The sequence below is a fragment of the Acutalibacter intestini genome (genome assembly GCF_034334985.1).
Classification (GTDB): domain Bacteria; phylum Bacillota; class Clostridia; order Oscillospirales; family Acutalibacteraceae; genus Acutalibacter; species Acutalibacter intestini.
Genome location: NZ_JAWXXL010000021.1, coordinates 44010 through 68123 on the forward strand (window position 1 = coordinate 44010; position 24114 = coordinate 68123).

Annotated in this window: 15 protein-coding genes and 1 pseudogene; 5 read left to right on the forward strand and 11 right to left on the reverse strand. The window is 53.6% G+C overall.

The genetic code is table 11. The features are described from left to right. Positions 1-14: 14 nt before the first annotated feature. The 5 genes from rplB to rpsJ form a co-directional block, all read right to left on the reverse strand. A complete protein-coding gene (gene rplB / locus U8U68_RS14465; protein ID WP_322201978.1) occupies positions 15-848 on the reverse strand; it encodes a 50S ribosomal protein L2 in 834 nt (277 codons plus the stop codon). A 49-nt stretch (positions 849-897) separates the two neighbouring features. Continuing rightward, positions 898-1188 carry a 50S ribosomal protein L23 gene (gene rplW, locus U8U68_RS14470; RefSeq protein WP_322201980.1) on the reverse strand — a complete coding sequence of 97 codons (291 nt, stop codon included), beginning with the start codon at positions 1186-1188 and terminating at the stop codon, positions 898-900. Further along, positions 1188-1811, reverse strand: coding sequence for a 50S ribosomal protein L4 (rplD, locus tag U8U68_RS14475; protein ID WP_322201982.1), 624 nt, complete (start codon positions 1809-1811; stop codon positions 1188-1190). The genes rplW and rplD overlap by 1 nt, the downstream gene beginning before the upstream one ends. A gap of 17 nt (positions 1812-1828) precedes the next feature. Then, positions 1829-2461 carry a 50S ribosomal protein L3 gene (gene rplC, locus U8U68_RS14480; protein ID WP_322201984.1) on the reverse strand — a complete coding sequence of 211 codons (633 nt, stop codon included), beginning with the start codon at positions 2459-2461 and terminating at the stop codon, positions 1829-1831. A 110-nt stretch (positions 2462-2571) separates the two neighbouring features. Beyond that, positions 2572-2883, reverse strand: coding sequence for a 30S ribosomal protein S10 (gene rpsJ, locus U8U68_RS14485; protein WP_016405529.1), 312 nt, complete (start codon positions 2881-2883; stop codon positions 2572-2574). A gap of 714 nt (positions 2884-3597) precedes the next feature. On the opposite strand from rpsJ, the gene U8U68_RS14490 reads away from it, so the two are divergent. The 3 genes from U8U68_RS14490 (at position 3598) to U8U68_RS14505 (ending at position 8709) form a co-directional block, all read left to right on the forward strand. Next, the gene (locus U8U68_RS14490; protein WP_322201989.1) at positions 3598-5937 is read left to right on the forward strand and encodes a SpoIIE family protein phosphatase; all 2340 of its coding nucleotides are present in this window, start codon (positions 3598-3600) and stop codon (positions 5935-5937) included. Positions 5938-6736: 799 nt separating this feature from the next. Beyond that, positions 6737-6892: a hypothetical protein gene (locus U8U68_RS14500; RefSeq protein WP_322201990.1), complete on the forward strand. Its 156-nt coding sequence runs from the start codon at positions 6737-6739 to the stop codon at positions 6890-6892. Positions 6893-7179: 287 nt separating this feature from the next. Next, complete coding sequence (locus tag U8U68_RS14505; protein ID WP_322201992.1) at positions 7180-8709, forward strand: recombinase family protein; 1530 nt, start codon at positions 7180-7182, stop codon at positions 8707-8709. A gap of 496 nt (positions 8710-9205) precedes the next feature. Here the strand turns inward: U8U68_RS14505 and U8U68_RS14510 are convergent, their stop codons facing one another. Together U8U68_RS14510 and U8U68_RS14515 are read right to left on the reverse strand one after the other, a co-directional pair. Further along, complete coding sequence (locus tag U8U68_RS14510; RefSeq protein ID WP_322201994.1) at positions 9206-11677, reverse strand: response regulator; 2472 nt, start codon at positions 11675-11677, stop codon at positions 9206-9208. 182 nt (positions 11678-11859) lie between these two features. After that, positions 11860-14445 (reverse strand): ATP-binding protein, encoded by a 2586-nt coding sequence (locus U8U68_RS14515; protein ID WP_322201996.1) that lies wholly within the window; start codon positions 14443-14445, stop codon positions 11860-11862. 361 nt (positions 14446-14806) lie between these two features. Between U8U68_RS14515 and U8U68_RS14520 the strand changes: the two genes are divergently transcribed. After that, on the forward strand, positions 14807-16846 hold the full coding sequence (locus U8U68_RS14520) for a methyl-accepting chemotaxis protein (RefSeq protein WP_322201998.1): 2040 nt from the start codon (positions 14807-14809) through the stop codon (positions 16844-16846). Beyond that, positions 16843-17286, forward strand: a complete 444-nt coding sequence (locus tag U8U68_RS14525) for an FMN-binding protein (protein ID WP_322202000.1) — start codon at positions 16843-16845, stop codon at positions 17284-17286. The genes U8U68_RS14520 and U8U68_RS14525 overlap by 4 nt, the downstream gene beginning before the upstream one ends. Positions 17287-17737: 451 nt before the next feature. Here U8U68_RS14525 and U8U68_RS14530 read toward each other — a convergent pair whose 3' ends face one another. The 4 genes and pseudogenes from U8U68_RS14530 to U8U68_RS14545 form a co-directional block, all read right to left on the reverse strand. After that, a complete protein-coding gene (locus tag U8U68_RS14530) occupies positions 17738-18145 on the reverse strand; it encodes an iron chaperone (RefSeq protein WP_322202013.1) in 408 nt (135 codons plus the stop codon). A 15-nt stretch (positions 18146-18160) separates the two neighbouring features. Further along, positions 18161-18508 (reverse strand): annotated as a pseudogene (locus U8U68_RS14535) (DUF2200 domain-containing protein); the annotation flags it as partial. A gap of 884 nt (positions 18509-19392) precedes the next feature. Beyond that, entirely contained in the window at positions 19393-20847 is a 1455-nt protein-coding gene (locus U8U68_RS14540) for a CAP and S-layer homology domain-containing protein (protein ID WP_322202015.1), read from the reverse strand. A 12-nt stretch (positions 20848-20859) separates the two neighbouring features. Next, on the reverse strand, positions 20860-23439 hold the full coding sequence (locus tag U8U68_RS14545; RefSeq protein WP_322202002.1) for a CAP domain-containing protein: 2580 nt from the start codon (positions 23437-23439) through the stop codon (positions 20860-20862). Positions 23440-24114 lie beyond the last annotated feature (675 nt).

Consider the following 24114-nt stretch of genomic DNA (forward strand, 5'->3'; position numbering starts at 1 on the left):
CTCCTTTCCCGTGCTTACTTGCCGTTTCTGCGGCGAACGATAAACTTATCGCTGGCCTTATGGTGCTTGCGGGTCTTGTAACCCAGGGCCGGCTTGCCCCAGGGAGTCACGGGGCCCGGGCGTCCCACGGGGCTCTTGCCCTCGCCGCCGCCGTGGGGGTGGTCGTTGGGGTTCATCACGCTGCCGCGCACGGTGGGCCGCCAGCCCATGTGGCGCTTACGGCCAGCCTTGCCAATTTTCACATTCTCGTGGTCAATATTGCTCACCTGGCCGATAGAGGCCATGCAGGTTTCCGGCACATTGCGCAGCTCGCCGCTGGGCAGGCGCAGCAGGGCCATGCCGTTCTCTTTGGCCATCAGCTGGGCCATAATGCCCGCGGCCCGGGCCAGCTGGGCGCCTTTGCCGGGATACAGCTCCACATTGTGGATAAAGGTGCCTGTGGGGATATTCTTTAGGGGCAGGGCATTGCCGGGCTTAATGTCCGCCTCGGCGCCGGAAACCACCTTGTCCCCTACCTTAATGCCGTTGGGGGCAATGATGTAGCGCTTCTCGCCATCCTCATACTGCACCAAGGCGATAAACGCCGAACGGTTGGGGTCATACTCAATGGTCAGCACAGTGGCGGGCACATCATGCTTCTGGCGCTTAAAGTCGATAATCCGGTACTTTTTCCGGTTGCCGCCGCCCCGGTGGCGCACGGTGATTCTGCCATAGCTGTTGCGGCCGGACTTGTTGCTCAGAGGGGCCAAAAGGCTCTTCTCCGGCCCGTCCTTAGAGAGGACGGTGTAGTCCGTGACGGACATGTTCCGCCTGGCCGCGGTAGTAGGCTTATAATTTTTAATTGCCATGTCTACTGTTCACTCTCCTGGTAATTAAGATAACTGGCGCGGCCTTTTATCAGACCATGCTCTCAAAGAACTCGATGGTCTTGCTGTCCTCGGTCAGGGTTACCACAGCCTTTTTCCAGCTCTTGGTATAGCCCTGGTTGCGGCCCTGCCTGCGCAGCCTGCCGCGCACATGGAGGGTGTTCACCTTGCCCACCTTTACGCCAAAGGCGGCCTCTACGGCCCGCTTTACATCGATCTTGGTGGCGGTTTTATCTACCTCGAAGGTGTATTTCTTCTGGGTGTTGCCGTCCATGGTCTTTTCGGTGATGATGGGGCGGATAATGATGTCATGGGCCTCCATTACGCGTACACCTCCTCTATCTTCGCTACGGCGCCCTGTACTACAATGAACTTATCGGCGCCCAAAATATCGTATACGTTCAGGGTATTCACCTGGGCGGTTTTTACCCCGGGAATGTTCCTGGCGGAGGCGATCACCTTTTCGTCCACGCTGTCCAGCACGATCAGGGCCTTTTTCTCGCTGCCAATGGCCTTGAGCATGGCCGCGATCTCCTTGGTCTTGTAGGCGTCCAGGGCGATCTTATCGATGACCACCATCTCGCCGTCTTGCACCTTGGAGGAAAGGGCGGATTTCATTGCCAGCCGCCGCACCTTTTTGTTTAGGGTATAGCGGTACTCCCGGGGCTTCGGGGCAAAGACAATGCCGCCGTGGGTCCACTGGGGGGACCGGGTGCTGCCCTGGCGGGCCCGTCCGGTGCCCTTCTGACGCCAAGGCTTGCGGCCGCCGCCGGAGACCTCGCTGCGGGTCAGGGCGCTTTGGGTGCCCTGGCGCTGGTTGGCCAAATAGTTCTTGACCATATCGTTCATCACAGGGACATTCGGCTCAATGCCAAAGACCGCGTCAGAAAGCTCCTGCCGGCCCACTTCCTTGCCCTGCATATTTAAAACTGCTACGCTTGCCATTCTACTTCCTCCTCCCCTTATGCTTTCACGCTGTCGCGCACAATGACGATACCGCCGTTGGGGCCGGGGATCGCGCCCTTGATGGCGATCAAATTGTTTTCGGCGTCCACTTTGGCCACCGTCAGATTCTGCACGGTGACCGTCTCGGCGCCCAGGTGGCCGGCCATCTTCAGGCCCTTAAACACCCTGGAAGGGGACGAGCACGCGCCGTTAGAGCCGCCGTGGCGGGCCACAGGGCCGCTGCCGTGGGTCTCCTTCAGCCGGTGGAAGTTCCACCGCTTAATCACGCCCGCGTAGCCCTTGCCCTTGCTTTGGCCCGTCACGTCCACCCGCTCACCCGCGGCAAAAGCGTCCGCCTTAATCAGGTCGCCCACATTCAGGGCGCTGGTGTCCTCCAGCCGCAGCTCCTTCAGGGTCTTTTTGGGGGCTACATCGCTCTTTTTAAAATGCCCGGTCATGGGTTTGTTCACCCGCTGGGGCTTCTGATCGCCAAAGCCCACCTGCACCGCGTCATAGCCATCGTTTTCCACCGTTTTCTTCTGGGTGACCACACAGGGGCCGGCCTCTACCACCGTGACGGGGATCACCTTTCCCTTGTCGTCGAAGATCTGGGTCATGCCGATCTTCTTGCCAATGATGCCTTTTTTCATTGCCTATTCTTTCCTTTCTGCTCCCGGGGCAGTTTGCCCCGCTAGGTTATTGGTCGATAAGCTTTCCCGCGCCTACCGACGTGACCCTCCGCTTTCTCGGTTGGTTGGGATCAGAGCTTAATCTCAATCTCAACGCCGGCGGGGAGTTCCAGGCCCATCAGGGCTTCCACGGTCTTGTTGCTGGGCCTTAGGATGTCGATCAGCCTTTTGTGGGTACGCATCTCAAACTGCTCACGACTGTCCTTATACTTATGAACAGCCCGCAGAATGGTAATGATCTGCTTTTCCGTGGGCAGCGGCACCGGGCCCGAAACCCTGGCGCCCGTGCGCTTTGCGGTAGCTACGATCTTCTCTGACGATTGGTCCACCAGCTGGTGGTCGTACCCCTTAATTCTGATCCGGATTTTTTCTTTGACTGCCACTTTATTACCGCCTCCTAAAATAGTACTTTTGGGCGTTCTGTAAGATTAAGTTTTTCACCACTGTCCCGGGTGTTTCACCCTTTGACATAGAAAAACCGGCGAACCGCGCCAAAGCACGGAACCCGGGGACAGAGTTCAAAAACCACATGATCCTCCAAACAGCACAACCCGGCCTACTGGGAGCAGTCCCAGCGGTTCCCGCTATTCAGATTCCCTTCGCCCGGTTTAAAATCGGACATACTCCACGGAAAAACCGGCCGGGTTTGCTTAGCAAACCCATGAAGCCGCAACCTCCCGCTTCAACGCCACGGCATGCCGCCGTACCCAATTCTTGGGATTTTTGTAAGGACCTCCCCACTTTTTAGATGGAAATCGCCCTTTAGCAGTCGTACCAGTGTATATTACCACAACCGGCGGTGTTTTGCAAGTGTTTTTTTGAATTTTTTCCTTTATCCTGTGGGGTTCTCTCCAGAGCTCTTGCCCGGGGCAGAGCCGCCAGGTTCCCAACTTAACATAAATTTTCATCTTCTTCTTTCGCCAGAACCACTCCTTTCCCCGCGCCTCTTTTCCCACAACCCGCATTTTTCCTGAGAAACTGTGGATTTCTCTCACCCGGCAAGCGACATTTATTTCTCTTTTATAGAGGTATAATTTCTAGGCTACCAGCATAGGTGGTTTCCCATAACCCTATTTTAATGTGAGGCGGTGTCATTGATGGAATTGACAAAAATTAAGGAAAACCTGCTAAACCTGGGCGGGCAGCTGCGGACAGGCTATGCCCACAAGGCTATGATTTCGGCAGGCAGTTTTGCGGCAGGGATGGTTTGCTCCCGGGGGCTGATGTTTGGCAAATACGCCCCTTTTGGGGTAGCTGTGGCTGCCAGTGTGCCCCGAGAGGGCCTATGGGCGGCAGCGCTGGGGGCTTTTTTGGGCTACTTGCTGCCCTCGCCGGTGTATGTACCCGTGCGCTATGTGGCCGCCCTGGTGGCGGTTTCGGCCATCCGCTGGTCCCTTTCGGAGCTGAAAAATATCAACACCCACCCCCTCTTTGCGCCCCTGGCAGCCTTTCTTCCACTACTGTTGACGGGTATGACCATGGTGTTCCTTAACGGCTCTGTGACCTACACCGCGGCCCTGTACCTGGCGGAGTCCTTCCTGGGGGCAGGCAGCGCCTATTTTCTTACCCGGGCGGGAAATCTGCTTTTGGGCTTTTCCGCAGAGGGCCGGGCCCGCAGGGGAGTATTCGACAGCGGCGATGTGGCCTGCCTAACCGTCAGCTTGGGTATTGTGGTGCTGGCTTTTTCTCAGGTGAACGTTTTTGGGGTTTCGGTGGGCCGCATTTTAATGGTGCTTTTGGTCGTATACTGCGCCCGGGCTGGGGGGATTGCCGGGGGCGCCGTGGCCGGGGTCTCCGCCGGGGCCATACAGGGGCTCTCCACCGCCGGCCTCTCTTACCTTTCGGGGGCCTATGGCCTGGGCGGGCTTATGGCCGGGGTGTTCGCGCCCATGGGCAAAGTGGCCGCGGCTGTGGCCTTTATTATATCTCATGGAGTGGCGTCTTTGCAAGTGGGGGCCGGGGACGCCCAAATTTTCACCGGCGCCATTGAGGTAGCCGTGGCCACGGTGCTGTACATGTTTCTACCCAAAAGCCGCCGGATTGGAGAACTCTTCGGCCTGCGGGCAGATTCTCTTTCCGGCGGGGCCCTGCGGGGGAACATTGTCATGCGGCTGAAGTACGCCGCTCAGGCCCTGACCAGCGTATCCGCCTCGGTGGAAGAGATCTCTAAAAAGCTTAGCAATATCTGCGCCCCCAACCTACAGGGGGTCTACAACCGCTCTACCGAGACCATCTGCGCTGGCTGCGGCATGAGCACGGTCTGTTGGCGGAAGTACAAGGACGAAACCCTGCAAAATTTTGCCCAGCTCTCCCGGCCCCTGAAGGAAAAGGAGCGCCTGGAGACCTGCGACTTTACCAAGGAATTTTCTGGCCGCTGCTGCCGGGTGGGAGAGATGCGGGACGAGCTGAACAAAAACTATGCCCGTTACTTAATGAAAGAATCCGCCGAGCTGCGTTCCGCCCAGGTGCGGGAGGTGGTGGAAGGGCATTTCCACACCACAGCCGGTATTTTGGAAGAGATGGCGGGGGAATTTTCCATGTACCAGCATTTTGACGAGGAGGCTGCCAGCCGGGTGGCCACCATCCTGCGGGAAAACGGGGTGACGCCCCTGGAGGTCTGCTGCCGGGTAGACAAGTTCGGCCGTATGTCGATAGAGGCGGAAATCAGCCGGGAGCGCCAAAAGCGCCTGAACCGCTCCGCTTTTACCCGGGAGATTTCCGCTGCCTGCGGGCGGGTATTCTCGCCCCCCTGTGTCAGCAATACAGCGGACGCCTGCCGCATCCAGATGTGCCAGCGGCCCCTTTTAGAGGTAGGCCGGGGATTTGCCCAATATTGCGCTGGGGGAGGAGCCTTTTGCGGGGACAGTACCAATGTGTTCTATGATGGCTGCGGCCGGCTGATTGCGGTACTTAGCGACGGCATGGGCACCGGGGGACGGGCCGCTGTGGACGGGGCTATGACCTCGGCTATGGCAGAGAGCCTTTTGAAGGCCGGCATTGGTTTTGACAGTATGCTGCAAACCGTGAACTCGGCCCTGATCGCCAAGTCCGGGGATGAGTCTTTAGCCACTATGGACGTGACCAGCATTGATCTGTTTACAGGCCGGACCGAGTTCCGCAAAGCGGGGGCCGCCTGCACAGTGGTGCGCAGAGGAAGGCGCAGCGAGGTAATCGAGGCCAGCAGCGTGCCGGTGGGCATTATGCCAGGGGTGGAGTTCGTCCGCTGTCAGCGGGATCTTTCCGCCGGGGACTTGATCGTGATGGTGTCTGACGGCGTAGTAGCCACAGGATATGAATGGCTGGTCGACCAGGTGATGGCCTGGGAGGAAGACGAAAACCCCAACCTGCTGGCCCAGCGGGTGGCGGATGAGGCCAAAAAGCGGCGAAGCGACGGCCACGAGGACGATGTGACGGTGCTGGTTTTGACACTGCAATAAGAGGTATCCATTCCTGCGGTTCAAAAAGGGACTGCGCCTCTTTTGGACCAACAGCAAAACTATTTGCTTCAAAACGAGGGCTCGTTTGAAAAATTGAAATTACCGTTTTTTGCTTATAAGCGGCCGCTTTCTGTGTCGAAAATGACAGTACCCCTTGTGGTTTTCTCCTTGAAGTTCACCTCTTCTGGGCAAAAACACCTCATTTCCCCTATTTTTAACCAAACCCCAGCCAGAACATTTTTAAGGCAATACCGCACAATTCTAAGTACCGTATTGCACAGTCAGATTTTTCTTCAGAGTGTACAGATTGAGCGCCGTCCATCTCACCATTGACAAGCGAAAGCTGTGCGCTATCACGGAAAATGTCCAAGCAAGACGGTGCTTAGAATTGTGCGGTGTTGTCTTAAGTAGGTTTACAAAAAAAGGAGCCATGCCCTTTTGTGGGGCATGGCTCTTTTCTGGATTATCCTTTGTCGAAGGAAGGGTTGAAGGCGTAGAAATTTTTGCTGTCCAGCCGGTCGGTGAGAATACGCAGTCCCTCGCCGAAATGGGCCATTTAAGTAGGTGCGAATTTTCCTTATACTTTCTAGGGCTTGTGAAGATTCAACCCGGCGGAAATAAAAAGAAATTATCCAGTTGTCCTTTTCCAGGTTATTCTTGACAGCCCAATATACGGTTTGCCATAAATCTGCTCGACCAGGAAATACGCAGCGGCTTTACGCATATCATCATAATAAGCGGAATGGACCTGGATTCTACCGCCACGCCCCTCTGCGGGTCAATTTTAGGAGGCATTACCATGGCAAATTTGAAGCAAGAATACATTGACATAAAAGATGTGAAACACCACGTGGAGCATCTTACAATCCCGGAGCAGGAGAACTCTGACCGGGAACAGCTTGTGCGGGAATTGATTATTCTGCTCACCAAATCCACTAAGAAACTTCCTACCTAAGGCCGACTTAGGGCTGGTTTGAAACATGGAAAACGCCGTCTTTTTACCCAGAAGCGGCCCTCTTCCGCGCCGGAAATCCTCGTAATACCGCAAGGATTCCTTGCGGTTTTCTCCTGGAAGCGGACCACTTCTGGTCAAAAATCCGTCATTTCCTCTATGTTCCAACAAGCCCTAGTCCCAAGAGTTCTTGCTGGATTTTTGCGGAGCAAAATGGACCCTTCCCATAAAGAAAAAGTAGGACGTCCACTTTGCTGGCACTTTACCATAAAGAAGGGAAGGGTGTCAAAATGGCCATTGTACTCTATGCCCGTAAGTCCGTAGAGCGGGAAAATAGTATTAGCTGCGATACTCAGCTAGAGTACTGCAAATCTATGCTCAGGCCTGACGAGCGGGACGAGAAAATAATTTCCATTGTGGACAACGGCTTTTCCGGCGGCAACGTCAACCGGGATGGTTTTCAGAAAATGATGAAGCTGATCCGACAGGGTACGGTTGGCAAGGTGATTGTCTACAAGCTGGACAGGATTAGCCGTTCTCTGTCCGACTTTGTAAACATCTTACAGGAGTTTAAGGAATACGGTGTAGAGTTCCTGTCCTCCCAGGAATCCTTTGATACATCCTCGCCTTATGGGGAAATGCTGGTAAAACTGCTGATGGTGTTCGCCGAGTTTGAGCGGACATCCATTATCAGCCGGGTCACTCAGGCATATGCCCACCGCAGCGAAATGGGATTCTACATGGGTGGCCGCCAGCCCTATGGTTTTCTCCTGGTGCCAACCATGATCCACAGCGTCAAGACCAAGAAGCTGGAGCCTAGCCCCGGAGAGGCAGAGCAGGTTCGCTACATTTTTGAGAACTATGCCCAGGAAAACATATCTCTACGGCAGCTGCTGAAAATCTTGCTGGCAGAGGGCAAAGAGCCATTAAACGGCAGCAGCTGGACCACTGCGAAGCTGTCCGCAATGCTTAAGAACCCCATCTATGTCAAAGCGGATGCCGATGTGTATGACTACTACGACCGCCACGGCGCGCAAATAACGGCGGACTTATCCCTGTTCACCGGCAAGTATGGGGCGCAGCTCTACGGCCATACCAAGCATGACCCAGAAAGCCCGGATTGGTCGGACATGAAGCTGGTTCTACTGTCCCATCCGGGCCTGGTGGATTCCCATATCTGGCTGAAATGCCAGCGGAAGCTGGAGAAGAACCGCCAGATTGGAAACAGCTTCAGCAACCGCACCAGTTGGCTGGCCGGGAAGGTGGTCTGCGAGAAATGCGGGCATACCATGACCACCGTCAAGGGGAGGCCTAACAAGAACGGCCAGGCCCGGCGGTACTTCAACTGCACTGGAAAGACCCACAAGCGCACCTGCACTGGACCGAAAGTGACCATCTATGCCGAGGATCTAGAGAACATGGTCTATGACTGCATCCTCGAAAAGCTGGCCGATCTGAAGGACGTGGGCCCAACGGTTAAGAAGGCCGATTGCCCTGAGGTAAACGCACTGAAGCTACAGATTAAGGCCATTGAAAAATTGGAGCATAAGCTGGTAGACGCCCTGCTAACCAGTCCGTTTAACGATGCTCTTCTGTCATTGGCGAATCAAAGGTCCGCTCAGCTGAAAAAAGAGAAACAGGCTCTATATGACCGGCTGAAAGATTGGAAAAGCCGGGAGGATCAGACGGGCGCGGTGGCGAATTTGGCAAAATCTTGGCGGTCTGTTGATTACAACCGCAAGAAAGCGGTGGCGGGGATCATGATCCATAAAATCGTGTTCGCCCAAGACGGCGGAGTGAAGATATTATGGAATATATAAAAAGAACGCCTGGGAAATTCCTAGCGTTCTTTCTTTCGTGATGATTTAGGGCAACACCGCACCATTCTAAGCACCGTCTTGCTTGCAGATTTTCCGTGATAGCGCACAGCTTTCGCTTGTCAATGGTGAGATGGACGGCGCTCGATCTGTACTCTCTCACGAAAAATCTGACTGCCCAATACGGTACTTAGAATTGTGCGGTATTACCTTAGCGTTTCCGTTGATTTTGTAGTAAATCAACCGATAGCGAGGTATCGAACAAACTGAAATCGCCTTTTTTATGGCAAAACACTATGAAACCCAGCGTCCACATGAACTATGGGGCCAAGAAAGAACACAAGGACGTTTTTCTCTCCCTACGGGCAGCAACAAACGCCCGAGGCTACTAAAAATCCGGGCGCAAGCCGCGCCCGGATTTACAGGAACTTGGGGCGTTCAGCCACCAGCAAGCGGCCCGCTATACCCGCTTCCTTTGTTAGCGCCTGCCCAATCGTTCCTATTTTAGATACTTTTTTAACTTGTAGGCAACGGCCTGCACATCAATGGGTTTTGCCAAATGATCGTTCATACCGCACTCTAAACATTTTTGAATATCCTCTGAAAACGCGTCAGCCGTCATTGCGATAATGGGAATATCCGCGTCCTCACGTTCCAGCCCCCGGATGGCTACGGTCGCTTCATAGCCATCCATAACCGGCATTCGCACGTCCATAAGGATTGCACTATAATATCCAATAGGAGATTCCTCAAATTTTGTAGCGCAAAGCTTTCCGTTTTCCACCCAATCCAATTCCACTTCCAAGACAGAGAGCATTTCCCTTGCTACTTCCCAGTTCAATTCATTATCCTCTGCCAATAAAATATGCTTTCCTCGAAGCACCAGATCAACCGCCAGCTCCGCCCCAGCAGGTTTTTCCACACCGATACCGGCAAATGCGTTCAGCGCGTCAACCAAAGTGGACTTAAACAGAGGTTTGGAAATACAGCCGGAAATTCCCGCTTCACTGGCCTCGCCCGCTATCTCACTCCAATCACAGGTCAAGAGCAGTACCGCCGGGCCGCCCTCTCCACACTTCAAGCGGACCGCCCGGGCCGCCTCCATCCCATTCATGTCCGATAATTCCCATCCCAAAAGGACCAAATGATAGCGGCCGCAGGCCATCTGTTCTATTGCCTGCCCGGCGCTTAAGCACCATTGGGAGCGGATACCCATGGATTCCAAAATCCCAACCGTATTGGCGCACAGGCGCTCGTCTCCATCAACCACTAGTACATTCCAGTCCGGAAGCGCTGTATCCGTCTCCCGCTCCGCCGCCTTTTTCAGGTCGAGTACAACATGGAACTCGCTGCCCTTGCCCTGTTCGCTATGAACTGAAATGGCGCCGTCCATCGCGTCTACAATATACTTGGTGATTGTCATTCCCAGCCCGGAACCCTCTGTTTTTCGGACCCGCGTATTGTCCTCTCTGCTGAAAGACTCAAATATTACCTTTTGATATTCTTTCGACATGCCAATTCCCGTATCGCGCACCAGGAAATGGGTGCGAACATAAGAGGGCTGTTCCGGAAGCGCCTCCTGGTACACCGTCACTTGAATGGAGCCGTTTTCCGGCGTGAACTTAACGGCATTCCCCAGCAGGTTAATCAACACCTGATTCAGCCGCACGCTGTCACAATACACATCTTCCGAAAGGATTTCATAGGCAGCCGCGTTGAACTGTTGGTTTTTCGCCTTGACCTGGGGCTGCATAATATTGACAATACAGTCCATCACCTCCCTCAACGACATGGGCTCTACATTCAGCGTCATTTTTCCGCTTTCGATCTTGGATATATCCAAGACGTCGTTAATCAGCCCCAGCAGGTGCTTGCTGGACAATGCGATTTTACGCAGATAATCCTGAACCTGCTCTGGATTACTGGCGGTATCTATAGCCAAGGATGTCATCCCTATGATAGCGTTCATAGGGGTGCGTATGTCATGGCTCATGCTAGAAAGAAAATCCTGCTTTGCCGCGTTGGCTTCTTCCGCCTCTTTTCGCGCCCTTTCCGCGTCTTTTCGGGCCCCGTCCATCTCCGCGTTCACGCGCTTTAATTCAGACACCTGGTTCCTGAACACTCTCAAATATTGAAAGAATATGTAGAGAAGCATGGCAATGACCGCGAAAGAAGCGGCGTAGACAATCGTTAGCCAATGGCCGCTCATCCCCGCGATGGTATAATCCAGCCCATCAAAGGGGAGGACCGTCACCAGATACCAGTCGCAATAGGGGAGGCTGGTACAATATAGATGACGGCGCGATCCACCATTTTGTTTCAGAATAACAGAATAGTCCTCGCCCACATTCATGGCCGCTGTCATCTGTTCAATACAGGAGGCCGCTTCCTCGGTCTGACCACCAAAAGCATTGTATAGTCTGTCAAAATAAGTTTCGTGGGCCCCGCCCTCGTTCCCAACAACGTAGCTGCCGTCCTTTCGTATAACAAAAGAATAGCTCAAGGAATCGTCGGAATCAAGAAAGAGGACCTCACCCATATATTTGGTAGAGAGACCCACAACCATGGCAAGACTGTCGCTTCCGCCGGACATAGGATATGCACAGGGGACGCCGAACAAAATCACTCCGTCCCCGTTGCTATCCACAGCGGACGCCGCCTTGCGCTCCCCGTTCCGCAGGCTCTCTAAAAACAGATCGGGGTGGTTGAGCTTTACTGGGTCACCGTAAATGGTTTCAATTTCTCCATTTGGGGAATATAGGGCCGCGCACAAAAACCGCCTTGCCCGTGCGCCATATTCAATCTCTTCCTTTGTGCCATAACTGGAATTGCCCTCTCCTGCCGCAATATGCGCAATGGATTCCGCCATAGTCAGGCGAAGTTCAATAATGGTTTCAAAGTGTAGAGATACCTGCTCATTCATTCCGGACATATAAGCGGTCCCAATATCCTCAATGGCATTTTCGCTCATATGATGAATGGATATTCCAAGAAAGGAAAACACAAAGATAGTTAAGCAAACAATTACCGCTATGCTGATTTTTAAAAATCGAGGCAAAGCCCTATTTTTCATAAATTTCCCCGCTCCACAAGTTCATTAAGTAGTCAGAATTTATAATGATTGGACCATTGGGCGCTCTGTGTTTCGTGCTTCTAACAGCCCCTCAGCTGGCTCATAACCTGGAACATTTCGCGGATGTCCACCGGCTTTGCCAAATGAGCATTCATCCCAGCCCCCTTTGCCAATGCCACATCCTCTTCAAACGCGTTGGCCGACAGCGCGATGATCGGCACGGCTTCCGCGTCCGCCCGGTCCAGGCTGCGAATCACCCGCGACGCCTCATACCCGCTCATAACCGGCATCATTAAATCCATAAGCACACAGTCAAAGCTTCCTGGTTTCGATGCCGCAAACGTGTCTACGGCGGCTTTTCCGTCGTTGGCCGTTACCACCTCCACGCCCGCGTCTCTAAGAATGTATTCCGCAATCTCGCAGTTAATCTCATTATCCTCTACCAAAAGCACGCGCATCCCGGCAATATTCTCCGGCATAGTCCAGGCCCCGTCTGCGGCCTCTCCGCTCCACGCCTCATCCACTCGAATCGGAAGCGTAATCTGAATCACGCTTCCTTTACCAATCCGGCTGTCTATCTCAACGGTCCCCTTCATCTGATCAACCAGCTTCTTTACAATGGACATCCCAACCCCCACACCATTATAGTTGGTTCTCGCCCCCTGATGTTCCTGAGTAAAGGGTTCAAAAATATGCTCTTGAAAATCCTCTCCAATACCGATTCCGGTGTCTTCCACTACAAAATGGCAGCTTGCCATTCCGTCTTGAAAAGCGGTCTCCTCTGCCCGGACAAATACAGAACCGCTGGGCCGGTTATACTTAACGGCGTTATCAATCACATTCATTAGGATTTGTTTCAGGTGCAGCGGGTTTCCAACCGCTCTCCTGTGCCGCAGGCCAGACGCGTCCAGCTCCAGCCGGATTCCACGTTCTTCCGCCAAAGGGGACAGAATCGTAACGCAGTCTTTTAAGGTACTATAAAGGTCAAAGGGCTCCTCCACCGCCGCGGGTCTTCCGCTCTCCAGCTTGCTGACCTGAAGCACATCGTTCACCAGAGACAGCAAGTGTTCTGTTGACACGCGGATTTTCTTTCGGCACGCGCTCTGCCGCGCTGGATCATCCTGGCTTTTTTCCAGAATTGCCAGCATGCCCAAAATCCCATTTATGGGTGTGCGGAGATCGTGGGACATGTGGGAAAGAAACTCACTTTTTGCCGAGTTTGCCTGCCTCACCCGTTCCAAAAGCTCCATAATGGATTGTTCCTGCTTCTTTCTCGTCACTATGGTCTCTGTGATGTCCTGGTGATACCCATTCAGGCAGGCCCCCGGCTTTTTGAACGTCTTGTCTGGTACGCCGCCGCAGCGGACATAAATTTTCCCCTGTGTTGGATGATTCCAGGGGTAGATCACCTCGGAACGCCCGGCTTCCAGAATTTCCCCCACTGTCTCCCGCACCATCTCCACATAGTCTGGCCCAATGCGCCCAAACCAGTGTTGATAGCACTCCTCTGGCCCAATCTCATCCGGTACCCCCAAGAGAATCCGCATGGTCCGGTCCGCGTACATTCTCGGCGGGCAGCCTTCCTCCAGCTCAATCGTCCAAATTCCAGTCTTGGCCCCCTCCAAAATGTCCTCCAGGCTCTGCCTTGCCTCCAGCTTATACTTCTCTTCCTGCTCCACAAGAGCGTTCACATCCCGCTGCGCAAAAATCGCGCAGTTCTCTGTCTCTGTCTTTTCCGTGGCAGAAAAATGGATCTCCAGGTACTTTAGCCCAGAAGAAGAGTCTTTTACTTGGTACCGGACCGAAAACTTCCGCTTGGCCCTAAGCTGGGCTAGCACATAGCTTTTCTTCGTCACAGCGCGAAGCCGCTCTTGGTCCCGGGGAACTACACACTCGGAAATATACCGTTCCATAGCCGCCGCATAACCATCCTGAAAATAGGCCGCCCAATCCATCCCCACCTGTCCGCTGCTGCGGTAAACTTCGCATTCACCTGTGTCAAAGCTTACCTCATAAATGTCCAGGTAGTCCACACTAAGGGCGTGGAGCACGTTATAGCTCCGCTTTTGAAGTTCCCGAACCAGATTGCGCCGCTTCAAAGAAGATACGATAAAATACGCCGCGGTCTGGAGCATATTCGACGTGTATTCCAACGACCTTACAGGGGGATTATCCACCCCGTAAAAACCTATGATCTTTTTGCCGTCATACAGGGGAATCACCACTAGGGAATGGATGCTCTGCTGCTTTAGGTTTTCATACTGAAGCGGGTCTGTCTCCCGGATATCTTCCAGATTTTCAATAACAATATGCTTGCCCACGCCGAACTTTTGATACCACCTTGCGCACACCTCTGAGGGGACATTTTGGAGACTCTCCTTTTCCGGCTTCACTCCGTCGGCCACCCACTCATAGGTATTGTCATCCCCGCCGGACTCGTTTTGCTCGAATATATAGGTCCTTTCCCCGTTCAGCGCTTTTCCCAGGTGCTCCAGCAGCACCTCTAGGGACTGGTCTGGCGTCTCCTCCAGCAGGGCGACGCGGAGTCCCTCGTTGATCACTGCCTCCAGATTCTGAACGCTCCGTATGCCGCTGTATCGCTCATGGCTCTCCATGTCCGGGGTTTCTTCTCCAGCCCGTTCAAAACGTTTCCCTGAATAATCCATACGCCTGTCCTCCATACCGACCGTTCCCCGGTCATAGTTGCCACAGCAGCTCTCCACACGCAGAGGCGCTTTTCTGGAAATGGCGTCATTCCGCTTTCTCCCTGCGGCTCCACCACTTAACACAAAAGAATCTCTGTCATAATACCATATCCCTCCCAATCATGTCAATAATATGCAGCAGAAAACGTCCCCAGTAAGTTCCGTGTAAAAACCGCTTCCCTTAAGAGGAAATTTGTGCTATACTTAAGGTATAAAGTCTATCATCCATCCGTTCAGCGCGGCGCGCAAGTTCCAACTGGTGGATTGAGCGGCTTTTGTTCTGTCTATGAACAAAATTATCCAGAAAAGGAGCGACCGGAACGTGACAGAAAAGCAATCTGACTTCCTCAACAGCCGGGAGGCAAAACGGAGCCTGGATCGGCGGATATTGCGGAATACCACCCTTAATATCCTCATTTTGGTGGTCATATGCTGTGTAATCATGGCCCTTTCTTTGCAATCACTCGCCAACAACATCCTATTAGACAGCCTTCAGCCCATGGCCCGGCAGTCCGCCAAAACCGTGGAGGCCAATATGCATATGTTGGCCGACCGCACGATGACCATTGCCGCCGATCCCCGGATGAACGCGGCCGCTGTTTCTGCGGGAGCGCAGACGTCGGCCCTGGATACGGCCGCCATCTCTGAAAACCGCAGGGCGGTACTGGAAGAGGCTGCGGAGGTTTATGAGCTTTATACAATTGCCCTGTACGACTTGGACGGCCGGCTGGTGCAAGGGGCCGGACCCGACGATGCGCTAGAAAACCTGGAGAGCAGTTTTTTTGCGCTTTTGAAGGAAACCGATAATCTGACCATCCATTCCTCCACTATCTTTCAAGGAAAGCTGGGCATTATGATCGGAATGCCGGTGAAGGAGAACGGCGAAACCGTTCTTTATTTGATGGGGGTATATAAATATGACCTGCTTAACGATGTGATTAGCAGCATTAATCTGGGCAGAAGCGGCATGGCCTATATGGTTGACCAGAGGGGAACCGTCGCCGGGCACCCGAACCAGTCTCTGGCCCTGAGCCAGAGCTCGCTGACCCAGCTTAGCGGCGGCAATGGAGACGCGGTGGAGCGGGTTACTACCGGTGAGACAGGGGCAACCGAATTTGCCGTCGACGGAGAAAAGATGCTGGTGGCCTTTTCCCCCATTCGGGGGACCCTTTGGTCCCTGGTCATTCAGATTCCCAAGGCGGATTATAGCCATTTTATTAATGGAGCAATCCTTCTATCAATCCTGGCCACTCTGGCGGGCCTGGTTGTTTCCATGCTGCTCATCCTGCGGTTCGCCCGCTCCATCTCCCGTCCGGTAAAGCGCGTAACCAACCGGATGGTGGCTCTTGCCAGCGGCGATCTTCACACGGACGTCCTCCCTGTCAGCACTGGGGATGAGCTGGAGGTTATGACACAGACGCTGGACGCCACGCTGGAGAGCATAAACCGTTACATATCCGATATCCAGCAGGTACTGACGCATGTTGCGGACGGTGATTTGCGTACTGGGCCCCAAGTGAATTACGAGGGTGATTTTGTGCTGATTCGCGGCAGTCTGCACACAATTACCCAATCGATGAACGAAACGCTCCTTGGCTTTCGTGCCGCCGCAGACCGGCTGACCACCATGGCGGAACAGCTGAACGGACAGTCCGCACAGCTGCACCAGGCCTCTCAGGAGCAGAACCAGTCTACCGAAGAGCTGGTCCAGGAGGTAACTCATGTGAAGGAGCAGCTGGCCGATGTTACACAGAGCAGCGGACAGACCCGCTCCCAGACAGAAGAGATTACCCGGCGTGTTCAAAGCGCCAATGAGCAGATGGCCGCCCTGTCCTCCGCAATGGACGACATCAGCACTAACGCGCAGCAGATCACAAAAATTGCAAAGGACATTGAAGACATTGCGTTCCAAACGAATATTCTGTCTCTCAACGCTTCTGTGGAGGCGGCCCGGGCCGGAGCCGCTGGAAAAGGTTTTGCGGTTGTGGCCGATGAAGTGAAGCAACTGGCCACCCAAAGCGCCAAGGCAGCCCAAAGCGCCACGGAAATGGTCAACAACACCAAGGCGATCATCCAGACCGGCGTGGTATTGACCGCGAATACCGCTGATTCCCTCCACGCCATTTCCGACGTTTCCACGCAGATTAGCACCATTTCGGACCAGCTGGCCGCGGCGGTGCAGGGGCAGGAGCTTGCTCTGACGGTAATGGAGGAGCGGATCTCCACCATCTCTGCCATTGCGGACCGCAATCTGCAAAACGCGGAGGAAACAGAGCAGTCCAGCGGCTCACTGGCAAAAGAAGCCGAGGCGCTCCAGTCTCAGGTGAAAAAATTTATTCTAAAGGAGAAGTGCAACGAATGAAACGGATTCTGGCCACGCTTTTAAGCGTCATGCTGATAGCCCAACTGCTGGCAGCCTGCGGAAGTCAGGCGGGACTACAGGACGGTTATTATACTGCTCAAGCGTCTGAATTCAGCCATGGCTGGAAGGAATATATCACCATTCTGGTGAAAGGCGGAAGTATTATCTCTGTAGAATATAACGCAGAGAATGCCAGCGGATTCATCAAAAGCTGGGACAACGCCTATATGCAGTCCATGCTCCAGGATCAGGGCACTTATCCCAATGAATATACCCGCAACTATGCGAATCAGCTTCTGGAAGGACAGGGCGAAAGGAGTATCGACGCGATTACAGGGGCAACTTCTTCTCATGAATCGTTTCAAATCCTTGCCCAGGCCGTATTAGAGCAGGCGCGGCAAGGCGACTCCAGCATCGTATTTGTAGACACCGCCCACTAAAGGGCCAGGGAAAGCCTTTCTCTGCCAGGACTTTAGCGTCAGCTTGCCTGCTACAGCACGGGCTGCTCAAAAGCAGTTAAGATAGGAATGATTGCCCCACAGAGGAGCAGTCCATCTGCCAAGATTTCACAGATGGACTGCTTTTTCTATTTTATCCTTAGGGCTTGTTTGAAAATAGAGGAAATGACGAATTTTTGGCCAGAAGGGGACAATTTCAAGGAGAAGAACCGCTGTAGTTAGCTGCGCTAACTACGTCACTCTGGCGATTGGACGAGGATTTTCGACGTAGAAAGTGGCCTCTTATGGCAAAAAAGACGACGTTTTCGATTTTTCAAACAAGCCCTAGTGGTTCAACATTTGCTTGGCCAAAGTTAATATTTTTAAGTAAGGGACGTTCAACCCCAGAGCCTCAAGGAGTTCTAATTTATTTCAGCGGGTATGAACCAAGGCGCTATTTCCGGTTATTCGCCCCGCACCACGCCGCGATCTCCCCAATCAGCCCCAATGGGAGCGGCTTGCTGTAGGGAAGCTGAATGGCGCCTTTGCTGGTTTTGTAGTCCGTCAACCGACCGGCAAACGTCTCCACAGCCTCCGGGCCAGGGTAAAGGCCGATGTGCCGCTTGAAAGCGGCGAACTGGATCAGGTTGCGGCCCTTCCAATAGGTGGGCATACTCCAGGAGATTTTTTGTTCGGCCTCGGGGATGCTGTTTTTGACGGCGTCATTGACCTGGCACAGATAAGGCCTCACCTCTTCCGGCTGGCTGAGGATGTATTCCTCAATCGTCTCCGGCGCTTTCCCGCAGTAATGGTCTTGCTCTTTTCTGCGAAACGACCGGCCGCATTTGGGGCATACCCACATGGCAGGTTCCTCCTGTTCCCGCAGAATCCTTTCCACCGGTTTGCCCTTGGCCAATTCGTCGATAAGCTTGTCCAGATAGCGGATTTCTCGCATGAGGGGGTCCTCAATTTCTTCTACCCGTATCCCGCAGACAACGCCTTTGATCAGCCTCCGGTTGGGATTGAGCGCCGGCGCATTGCGGAAGAAGTCTCCATAACAAAGGCCAGAGGCGCGGGATTTTTCCAAATCTTCCGTGCGGTACCCTGTCAGCCAGCAGACGACCTCATCCACTTCGGATTTTGTACGGCCCTTCCTAGTGGCTTTATTCAGCAGGAGTTCATAGACCCTTCCAAAATTCATTTGAAATACTTTTTCATGGTTCATGCTTTGATACCTCCTCATCAAACAGTCCTCAATCCTCATCACAGGGGTCCCCCCCCACATATCTAGTCATGAAGGGCGTTAGATTCGTATAGGCGTTGGTTTCCAAAATCCTCAACGTTCAGAAAGGTCGTACTAGCTCGTCGCGGATCTGTTCCAGCAGGACGTTTTTGCCGCCATGACGGATGCCGGCCGGTCAGCATCTTGATAATATCCTTGCCAAATAGCTCTCTCGAATGACCATGGATACCAGCTCCTCTCTTGTATAGAATAGCAGATAGTACAACGAATTGTCAATTATATTCCGCTGTACTATCCGATGTAACTTCTATAACTCCAAGATATTACAGGTATTTCATAAAGCAAGCAGCGGCTATAGCTCACGCGAAACGTAGGCGGCTGATTTCGCGGCCGCCACGGCGACCAGATAGCAACGGCCTATCCATGTTCCCCTAGTGAGAATGGAACCCAGTTCTACGGCCACGCCAAGCATAACCCAGAATGCCCGGATTAGTCGGCCATGAGGCTGGTGGATTTCCGATATCAAGCTCCGATGCCGGCGGAAGTTGGAGAAGAATAAGCAGATCGGAAACAGCGTCCGCAACTACACCGGCTGGCTGGGAAGGTAATCTGCGAAAAGTGCGGGTATACCATTGACTACCGAGAGCCAGACCCCCAATAAAGGGAGAGAGGGCGGCGGAACATATGAGAAGGACAAGCGGGAGCCCGGGCGTTCCTTTTTGTGAATCTTTTGATCCGGTTGGTTTTCGGCCATTGGGAAAGGGGACGGGAGGAACTGGATGCCCACTGAAGCAAGGGCCCGGACGCTGGCGTCCGGGCCCTTTTATGATGGGTGAGCTTATAGGTTTTCTCGTTGGGGCGCAGGGTTAGAAGGAGGCGTTGTCTAGAACAGAGAGGTCTGAACATTCTGCCGCGGGCATACTCTCTGTGGCAATTCCGTCATCTTGCAGTTGGGTCGTTTCTTTCAGAAGGGTCATCTTGATCTTCCCGTTCTGGAAATCCGCCCGGTAGGTTGAAATATCCCCCTTCATAACAGCGGTAACCACCCGGAAAATCAAACGCTTATTTTGGGTATCCAGCGTAAACCCGCTGCGCATGACACTGTCATAGTCCGCCAGACGCACAGCTTTGCCGTCTTTAAAGGTATAGAACCGGTAGACTGTATTCATACTGCCATTAAACATTGCGGACAGCATAAGCTCCGGAACGCCATCAAAGTTCATATCCGCGATGGCATAGGAGAAATCCGTAGGGTTATTGACAGGCATATCCAGATTGGGAGCGGTAAACTTCTCGTTTTTCACATTTTGAATCAGGGCCCGGTAAGCGTCCCGCCAGCCGTCCTTGTTCTCTTCGGGTGGGGCGGTGGTTCCGGTCACTTTATCATCGAACCGCTGGAAAAGGGTGGCCGCCTGGGCCCTGGTGGTGACATCCAGGGGCTTCAGGGTGTTTGCGGTGATGCCTGTGATCAGCCCAATGGCGTTTGCCCAGCTCATGGCCTTTTGGGCGTAACCGCTCACTTTATTCGCATCCTTGAACTTGCTAAGGCTGGTAGTCTGGGAGGTATCGTAGTTCTTATACTTGGCGTAGCGGTAGAGCATGGTGGCGAAATCCTGGCGGGTGAGCTTGCCGTTGGGGTTGAAGCGCCCGTCGCTGCCGTTGACGATATTCTTGGAGGAGGCCCACTTTACCGGGTTCGCAAAGTACTTGTTGTCGGGCACGTCCACAAACTTTGTGCCCCCACTGACGCTCGGCTGGCCCTCCATGCGGTAGAGCATGGTGACAAGCATGGCCCGGGTGGTTTTGCCATTGGGGTCAAAAGTATTGGTACTTGTGCCGCCCATAATGCCTTTGTCCACTACATATTTGACGGAATCGGCGTACCAGGCGTCCTTGTTCACGTCCCGAAACCCGGCAAAGGGCTCCGGGGTAGGCTCTGGAGTGGGCTCCGGCGTGGGCACGGGGGTAGGCTCCGGCGTGGGCTGGGTTACGTTGTCGAAGAGGTGGTCATCGGTGAGACTGTCGTTCTTCACAAAGAGCTGCGACCAATAATGAATATTGCCAGACTGATAATGGCCAATTCCTATATAGTCGAAGCCGGCGTTATGCTCATCTAAGATATTTCCTCTGTGACCGGGGGAATTCATCCAGCCAGTCATCACATCTTTGGGTGTGATGTAGCCTTCCGCAATGTTTTCTCCAACGGCCCAAAAGGTAATTCCATAGTCATTCAGCACTGTGAAACAGCTGCTGCCGTCCGGACGAGTATGACTATACAGCTGTACCAGTTCCTTTGCCCGCAGGACCGCGGCCTCGTTCAGTTTGGCGTTGGATTAGTACGGGTCCTTTCCAACCTTTGCCCGCTCCTGGTTCACCAGGTCAAATACCTCTTTGCAGATGGGGTCCGCGGCGGGGGCGGGGGTAGCGGAGGGCTCGGGGGTTGCGTTGACGTCCCGCCAAAGGGCCTTTAGGGTAAATTCCCGGTTGCCCAGGACCTGCATGGTAAAGCTTGTGCCAGGTTGGGTCTTGACGTTCATAAACTCCCAGCCGTCAAAGACCTTGTTAGCCGGAGGGGTGAACGGGCACTGGGGCATCGTGAAGGTGTCCCCGTTGGCAACGACCTCTGGGGCTTTTGAGCCGCGCCCGCCGTTGGAATCATAGGTGATCGTGACCTTAAAATTGGGGTTTGGCGTGGGAGAAGGGGTGGGAGAGGAAGAGGGCGATGGCGTGGCCCCGGCATCCTTCCACTGTGCCCAGAGGATATAGGTGGTATCAGCCTTGGTTTCGTTAACCTTCACCTTCTGGCCGGGCTTGAGGATAGCGTTGGGAGTAAGGGTAGAGCCGGAGCTGAGGCTGCCCTGGATGTACTTCCAGCAGTCGAACACCTTCCCGGCAGGGGGCGTGAAGGAACAGTCCGGCACGGTGAATGTGCCGCCGTTCTCCACCTCCACAGGGTTGCGGAAGCCGATTCCGTTGTTGGCCTCAAAGACGAATTTGGCGGAATAGGATGTCTTATTCTTCCACTGGGCGGTGATAGTTTCCGTAATATCAGAACTAATATAATGATAGCCGTAACCCTCGCCCGGCTGGAACAGCTTATCGTTCCCCCGTATTTTCCATCCTGCGAACTCTTTTCCGGTTGGGGCTGTAAAAGTGCATGCGGGGAATTTATACGTGGTATTCGGGCCATAGAGGACGGTGGGGGACATAGACCCGAAGCCGCCGTTGGAATTGTAGTTGAGGGTGATTTTCGCGCCAGAGGGTTTGGGGGTAGTAGTTGGCTTGGGGGTAGGGGTGGAGGACTCATCTGTTTTCCAAACGGGCTTTACAGTGTAGGTTTCATTTCCATTCCAAGCATAGAAATTATAGGGATATCCTGGGTTGAAGTACCCTCGGTAAGTTCCTTTTTCCACCTGCCAATAGTCAAACTTCATATGCTCCGGCGGGGTGAACGAGCACACAGGGAAGGTTTTCCCGCCTCCGCCAGAGGGGACAGTCACGGTAGGCATGGAGCCAGTGCCTCCGTTGGCTTCATATTTAAAAGTAATTGTATAACCTGAAGGTTTAGAGGTGGGATTGGGGGTGGGGGTAGAAGTGGACTTGCTCTTCCACTGGGCGGTTACGGTCTTTTGTAGGGCGGAATTGATATTCCGGAAAGTGTACTTGTCCCCCGGGGCATACAGGGTATTATCTCCCTCTAATTTCCAGCCCGCGAACACTTTCCCGGTAGGGGGCGTAAAGTCGCATTTGGGGAACTCATAGCTGGTGTTGGGGCCGTATACGACAGTGGGGAATATATAACCGCTGCCGCCGTTAGCTTTGTACTTCAGCGTGATTTCCGCGCCCGTGTGTCCCCACCTGGGCAGCACGGTAGTGGTGAGATCGTAATTGATATTATTGAAGCTATACGTCTCGCCCGGCTGGAAGACTCTATTTGCCCCCCCTAGTGTCCATCCTGTAAACTCTTCCCCCGCCGGGGGGGTCATGCTGCACTTAGGGAAAGTGTAAGTGGCGTTGGGGCCAGTAAGGACGGTGCTGGGCATGCTCCCGCTGCCGCTGCCTTTGTTGTATTCGATGGTGATTTTTGGGCTTGCGCCGATTCCTTTCCACTGGGCATTTAACGTTATAGCACTCGGGTCGGTAAAGTCCAGAGTATACACATCGCCCGGCTTGTACAGCTTATGGCCGGACTTGATTGTCCAGCCCATAAACTCTTTTCCTGGGTAGGGTGTAAAGCCGTTCTCAGGAATTATGTATGCAGTATTGGGCTCGTAGATGGTAACAGGATGCATGACTCCTGAGCCGTAGCCGGCGGTAAATCTTATGTTGATTTTCTTCGCGCCGGGGCGGGGCGTGGGGGTCGGCTTCGGAACCGGCGTGGCGGTTGGTTTCGGGGTCGGTGTGGGGAGTGTGGCGCCTTCGTATAGCTTATCATCGCTAAGGGACTTACTCCCCACAAAAAGCTGTACCCAATAATTTCCATAGCGGCCAATGCCTATGTGGGTAATGCGGTAGTTTCCCTCGTCCAAAATATTGCTTTTGTGACCAGAAGAATTCATCCAGCCATTCATTGCGCTGGCCGCTGTGGAATACCCGGCACCAATATTCTCGCCGACCACATAGCAAGAAGTAATGCCATGCTCCTTAAGCACTGTCTCGGGGTCTCTGCCATCAGGCCGGATATGGTCGAATTTATCCGCCAATTCTTTGGCCCGCACCGCCGCCGCCGCGTTCAGGTTGGCGTTGGATTTGTACGGGGCCTTGCCAACTTTCGCCCTCTCCTGGTTCACCAGCAGAAAGACCTCCGCCAGGCTGGCATCGTCTGCCGCCGAGGCGCTTAGACTCATGGGCAACATCCCAAGCAGCAGGCACATAGCCAGCAAAATAGACAGAGCTTTTTTCATCGATTTCATCCTCATTTCTCCTTACTCTTTTCCCCTGGTGAGTGTTTGACGGGGAATGTATATTTATCTAAATTATACCATCCAGGTTGGGAAAAATCAAGTGGGCAGGCGGAAATTACTGGATGAAATAAGCATTCATGTTCAGGCGGATTTTGCGACTAATCCTTCCGTATTTGAGACCGGATCATTCCCCGTTTTGGGGGAATCCTGCCTCTCAACTACAGATGACTGTATCGCCAATCTAAGGCAACACCGCACAATTCTAAGCACCGTCTGCTTGCACATTTTCCGTCATAGCGCACAGCTTTCGCTTGTCAATGGTGAGATGGACGGCGCTCAATCTGTACCCTCTGACGAAAAATCTGACTGCGCAATACGGTGCTTAGAATTCTGCGGTATTGCCCTAAATTTTCCGGAGGGGGATTTTGGCAATATGTCAGCCTACTGCTACACGATCTCCGTACTGCTGGACGATCGGCAGGTCTATGAACGGCTGATTGTGGACCTCTCCGACAACGATAAGGAAGTGCGACACGTTGTCGCATAATTGATTGTTCAACGCCGGAAGGTGATTGAACTTGCTATTCCGTTAGCAAGACCTACTATCCCCGAAGTGGCGCGCAAGTGCTATGAGGGAGCGGATAGGACAAGGTAGCCCACCCGAAAGGGAGAAGCTGGAACCGT

Coding starts and splice junctions, on each gene's coding strand:
- U8U68_RS14545 (WP_322202002.1), bottom strand. CDS start 23,439: ATGAAATCGATGAAAAAAGCTCTGTCTATTTTGCTGGCTATGTGCCTG.
- U8U68_RS14505 (WP_322201992.1), top strand. CDS start 7,180: ATGGCCATTGTACTCTATGCCCGTAAGTCCGTAGAGCGGGAAAATAGT.
- U8U68_RS14500 (WP_322201990.1), top strand. CDS start 6,737: ATGGCAAATTTGAAGCAAGAATACATTGACATAAAAGATGTGAAACAC.
- U8U68_RS14510 (WP_322201994.1), bottom strand. CDS start 11,677: ATGAGCGAAAATGCCATTGAGGATATTGGGACCGCTTATATGTCCGGA.
- rplB (WP_322201978.1), bottom strand. CDS start 848: ATGGCAATTAAAAATTATAAGCCTACTACCGCGGCCAGGCGGAACATG.
- rplW (WP_322201980.1), bottom strand. CDS start 1,188: ATGGAGGCCCATGACATCATTATCCGCCCCATCATCACCGAAAAGACC.
- U8U68_RS14525 (WP_322202000.1), top strand. CDS start 16,843: ATGAAACGGATTCTGGCCACGCTTTTAAGCGTCATGCTGATAGCCCAA.
- rplC (WP_322201984.1), bottom strand. CDS start 2,461: ATGAAAAAAGGCATCATTGGCAAGAAGATCGGCATGACCCAGATCTTC.
- U8U68_RS14490 (WP_322201989.1), top strand. CDS start 3,598: ATGGAATTGACAAAAATTAAGGAAAACCTGCTAAACCTGGGCGGGCAG.
- U8U68_RS14530 (WP_322202013.1), bottom strand. CDS start 18,145: ATGTGGGTATGCCCCAAATGCGGCCGGTCGTTTCGCAGAAAAGAGCAA.
- U8U68_RS14515 (WP_322201996.1), bottom strand. CDS start 14,445: ATGGATTATTCAGGGAAACGTTTTGAACGGGCTGGAGAAGAAACCCCG.
- rplD (WP_322201982.1), bottom strand. CDS start 1,811: ATGGCAAGCGTAGCAGTTTTAAATATGCAGGGCAAGGAAGTGGGCCGG.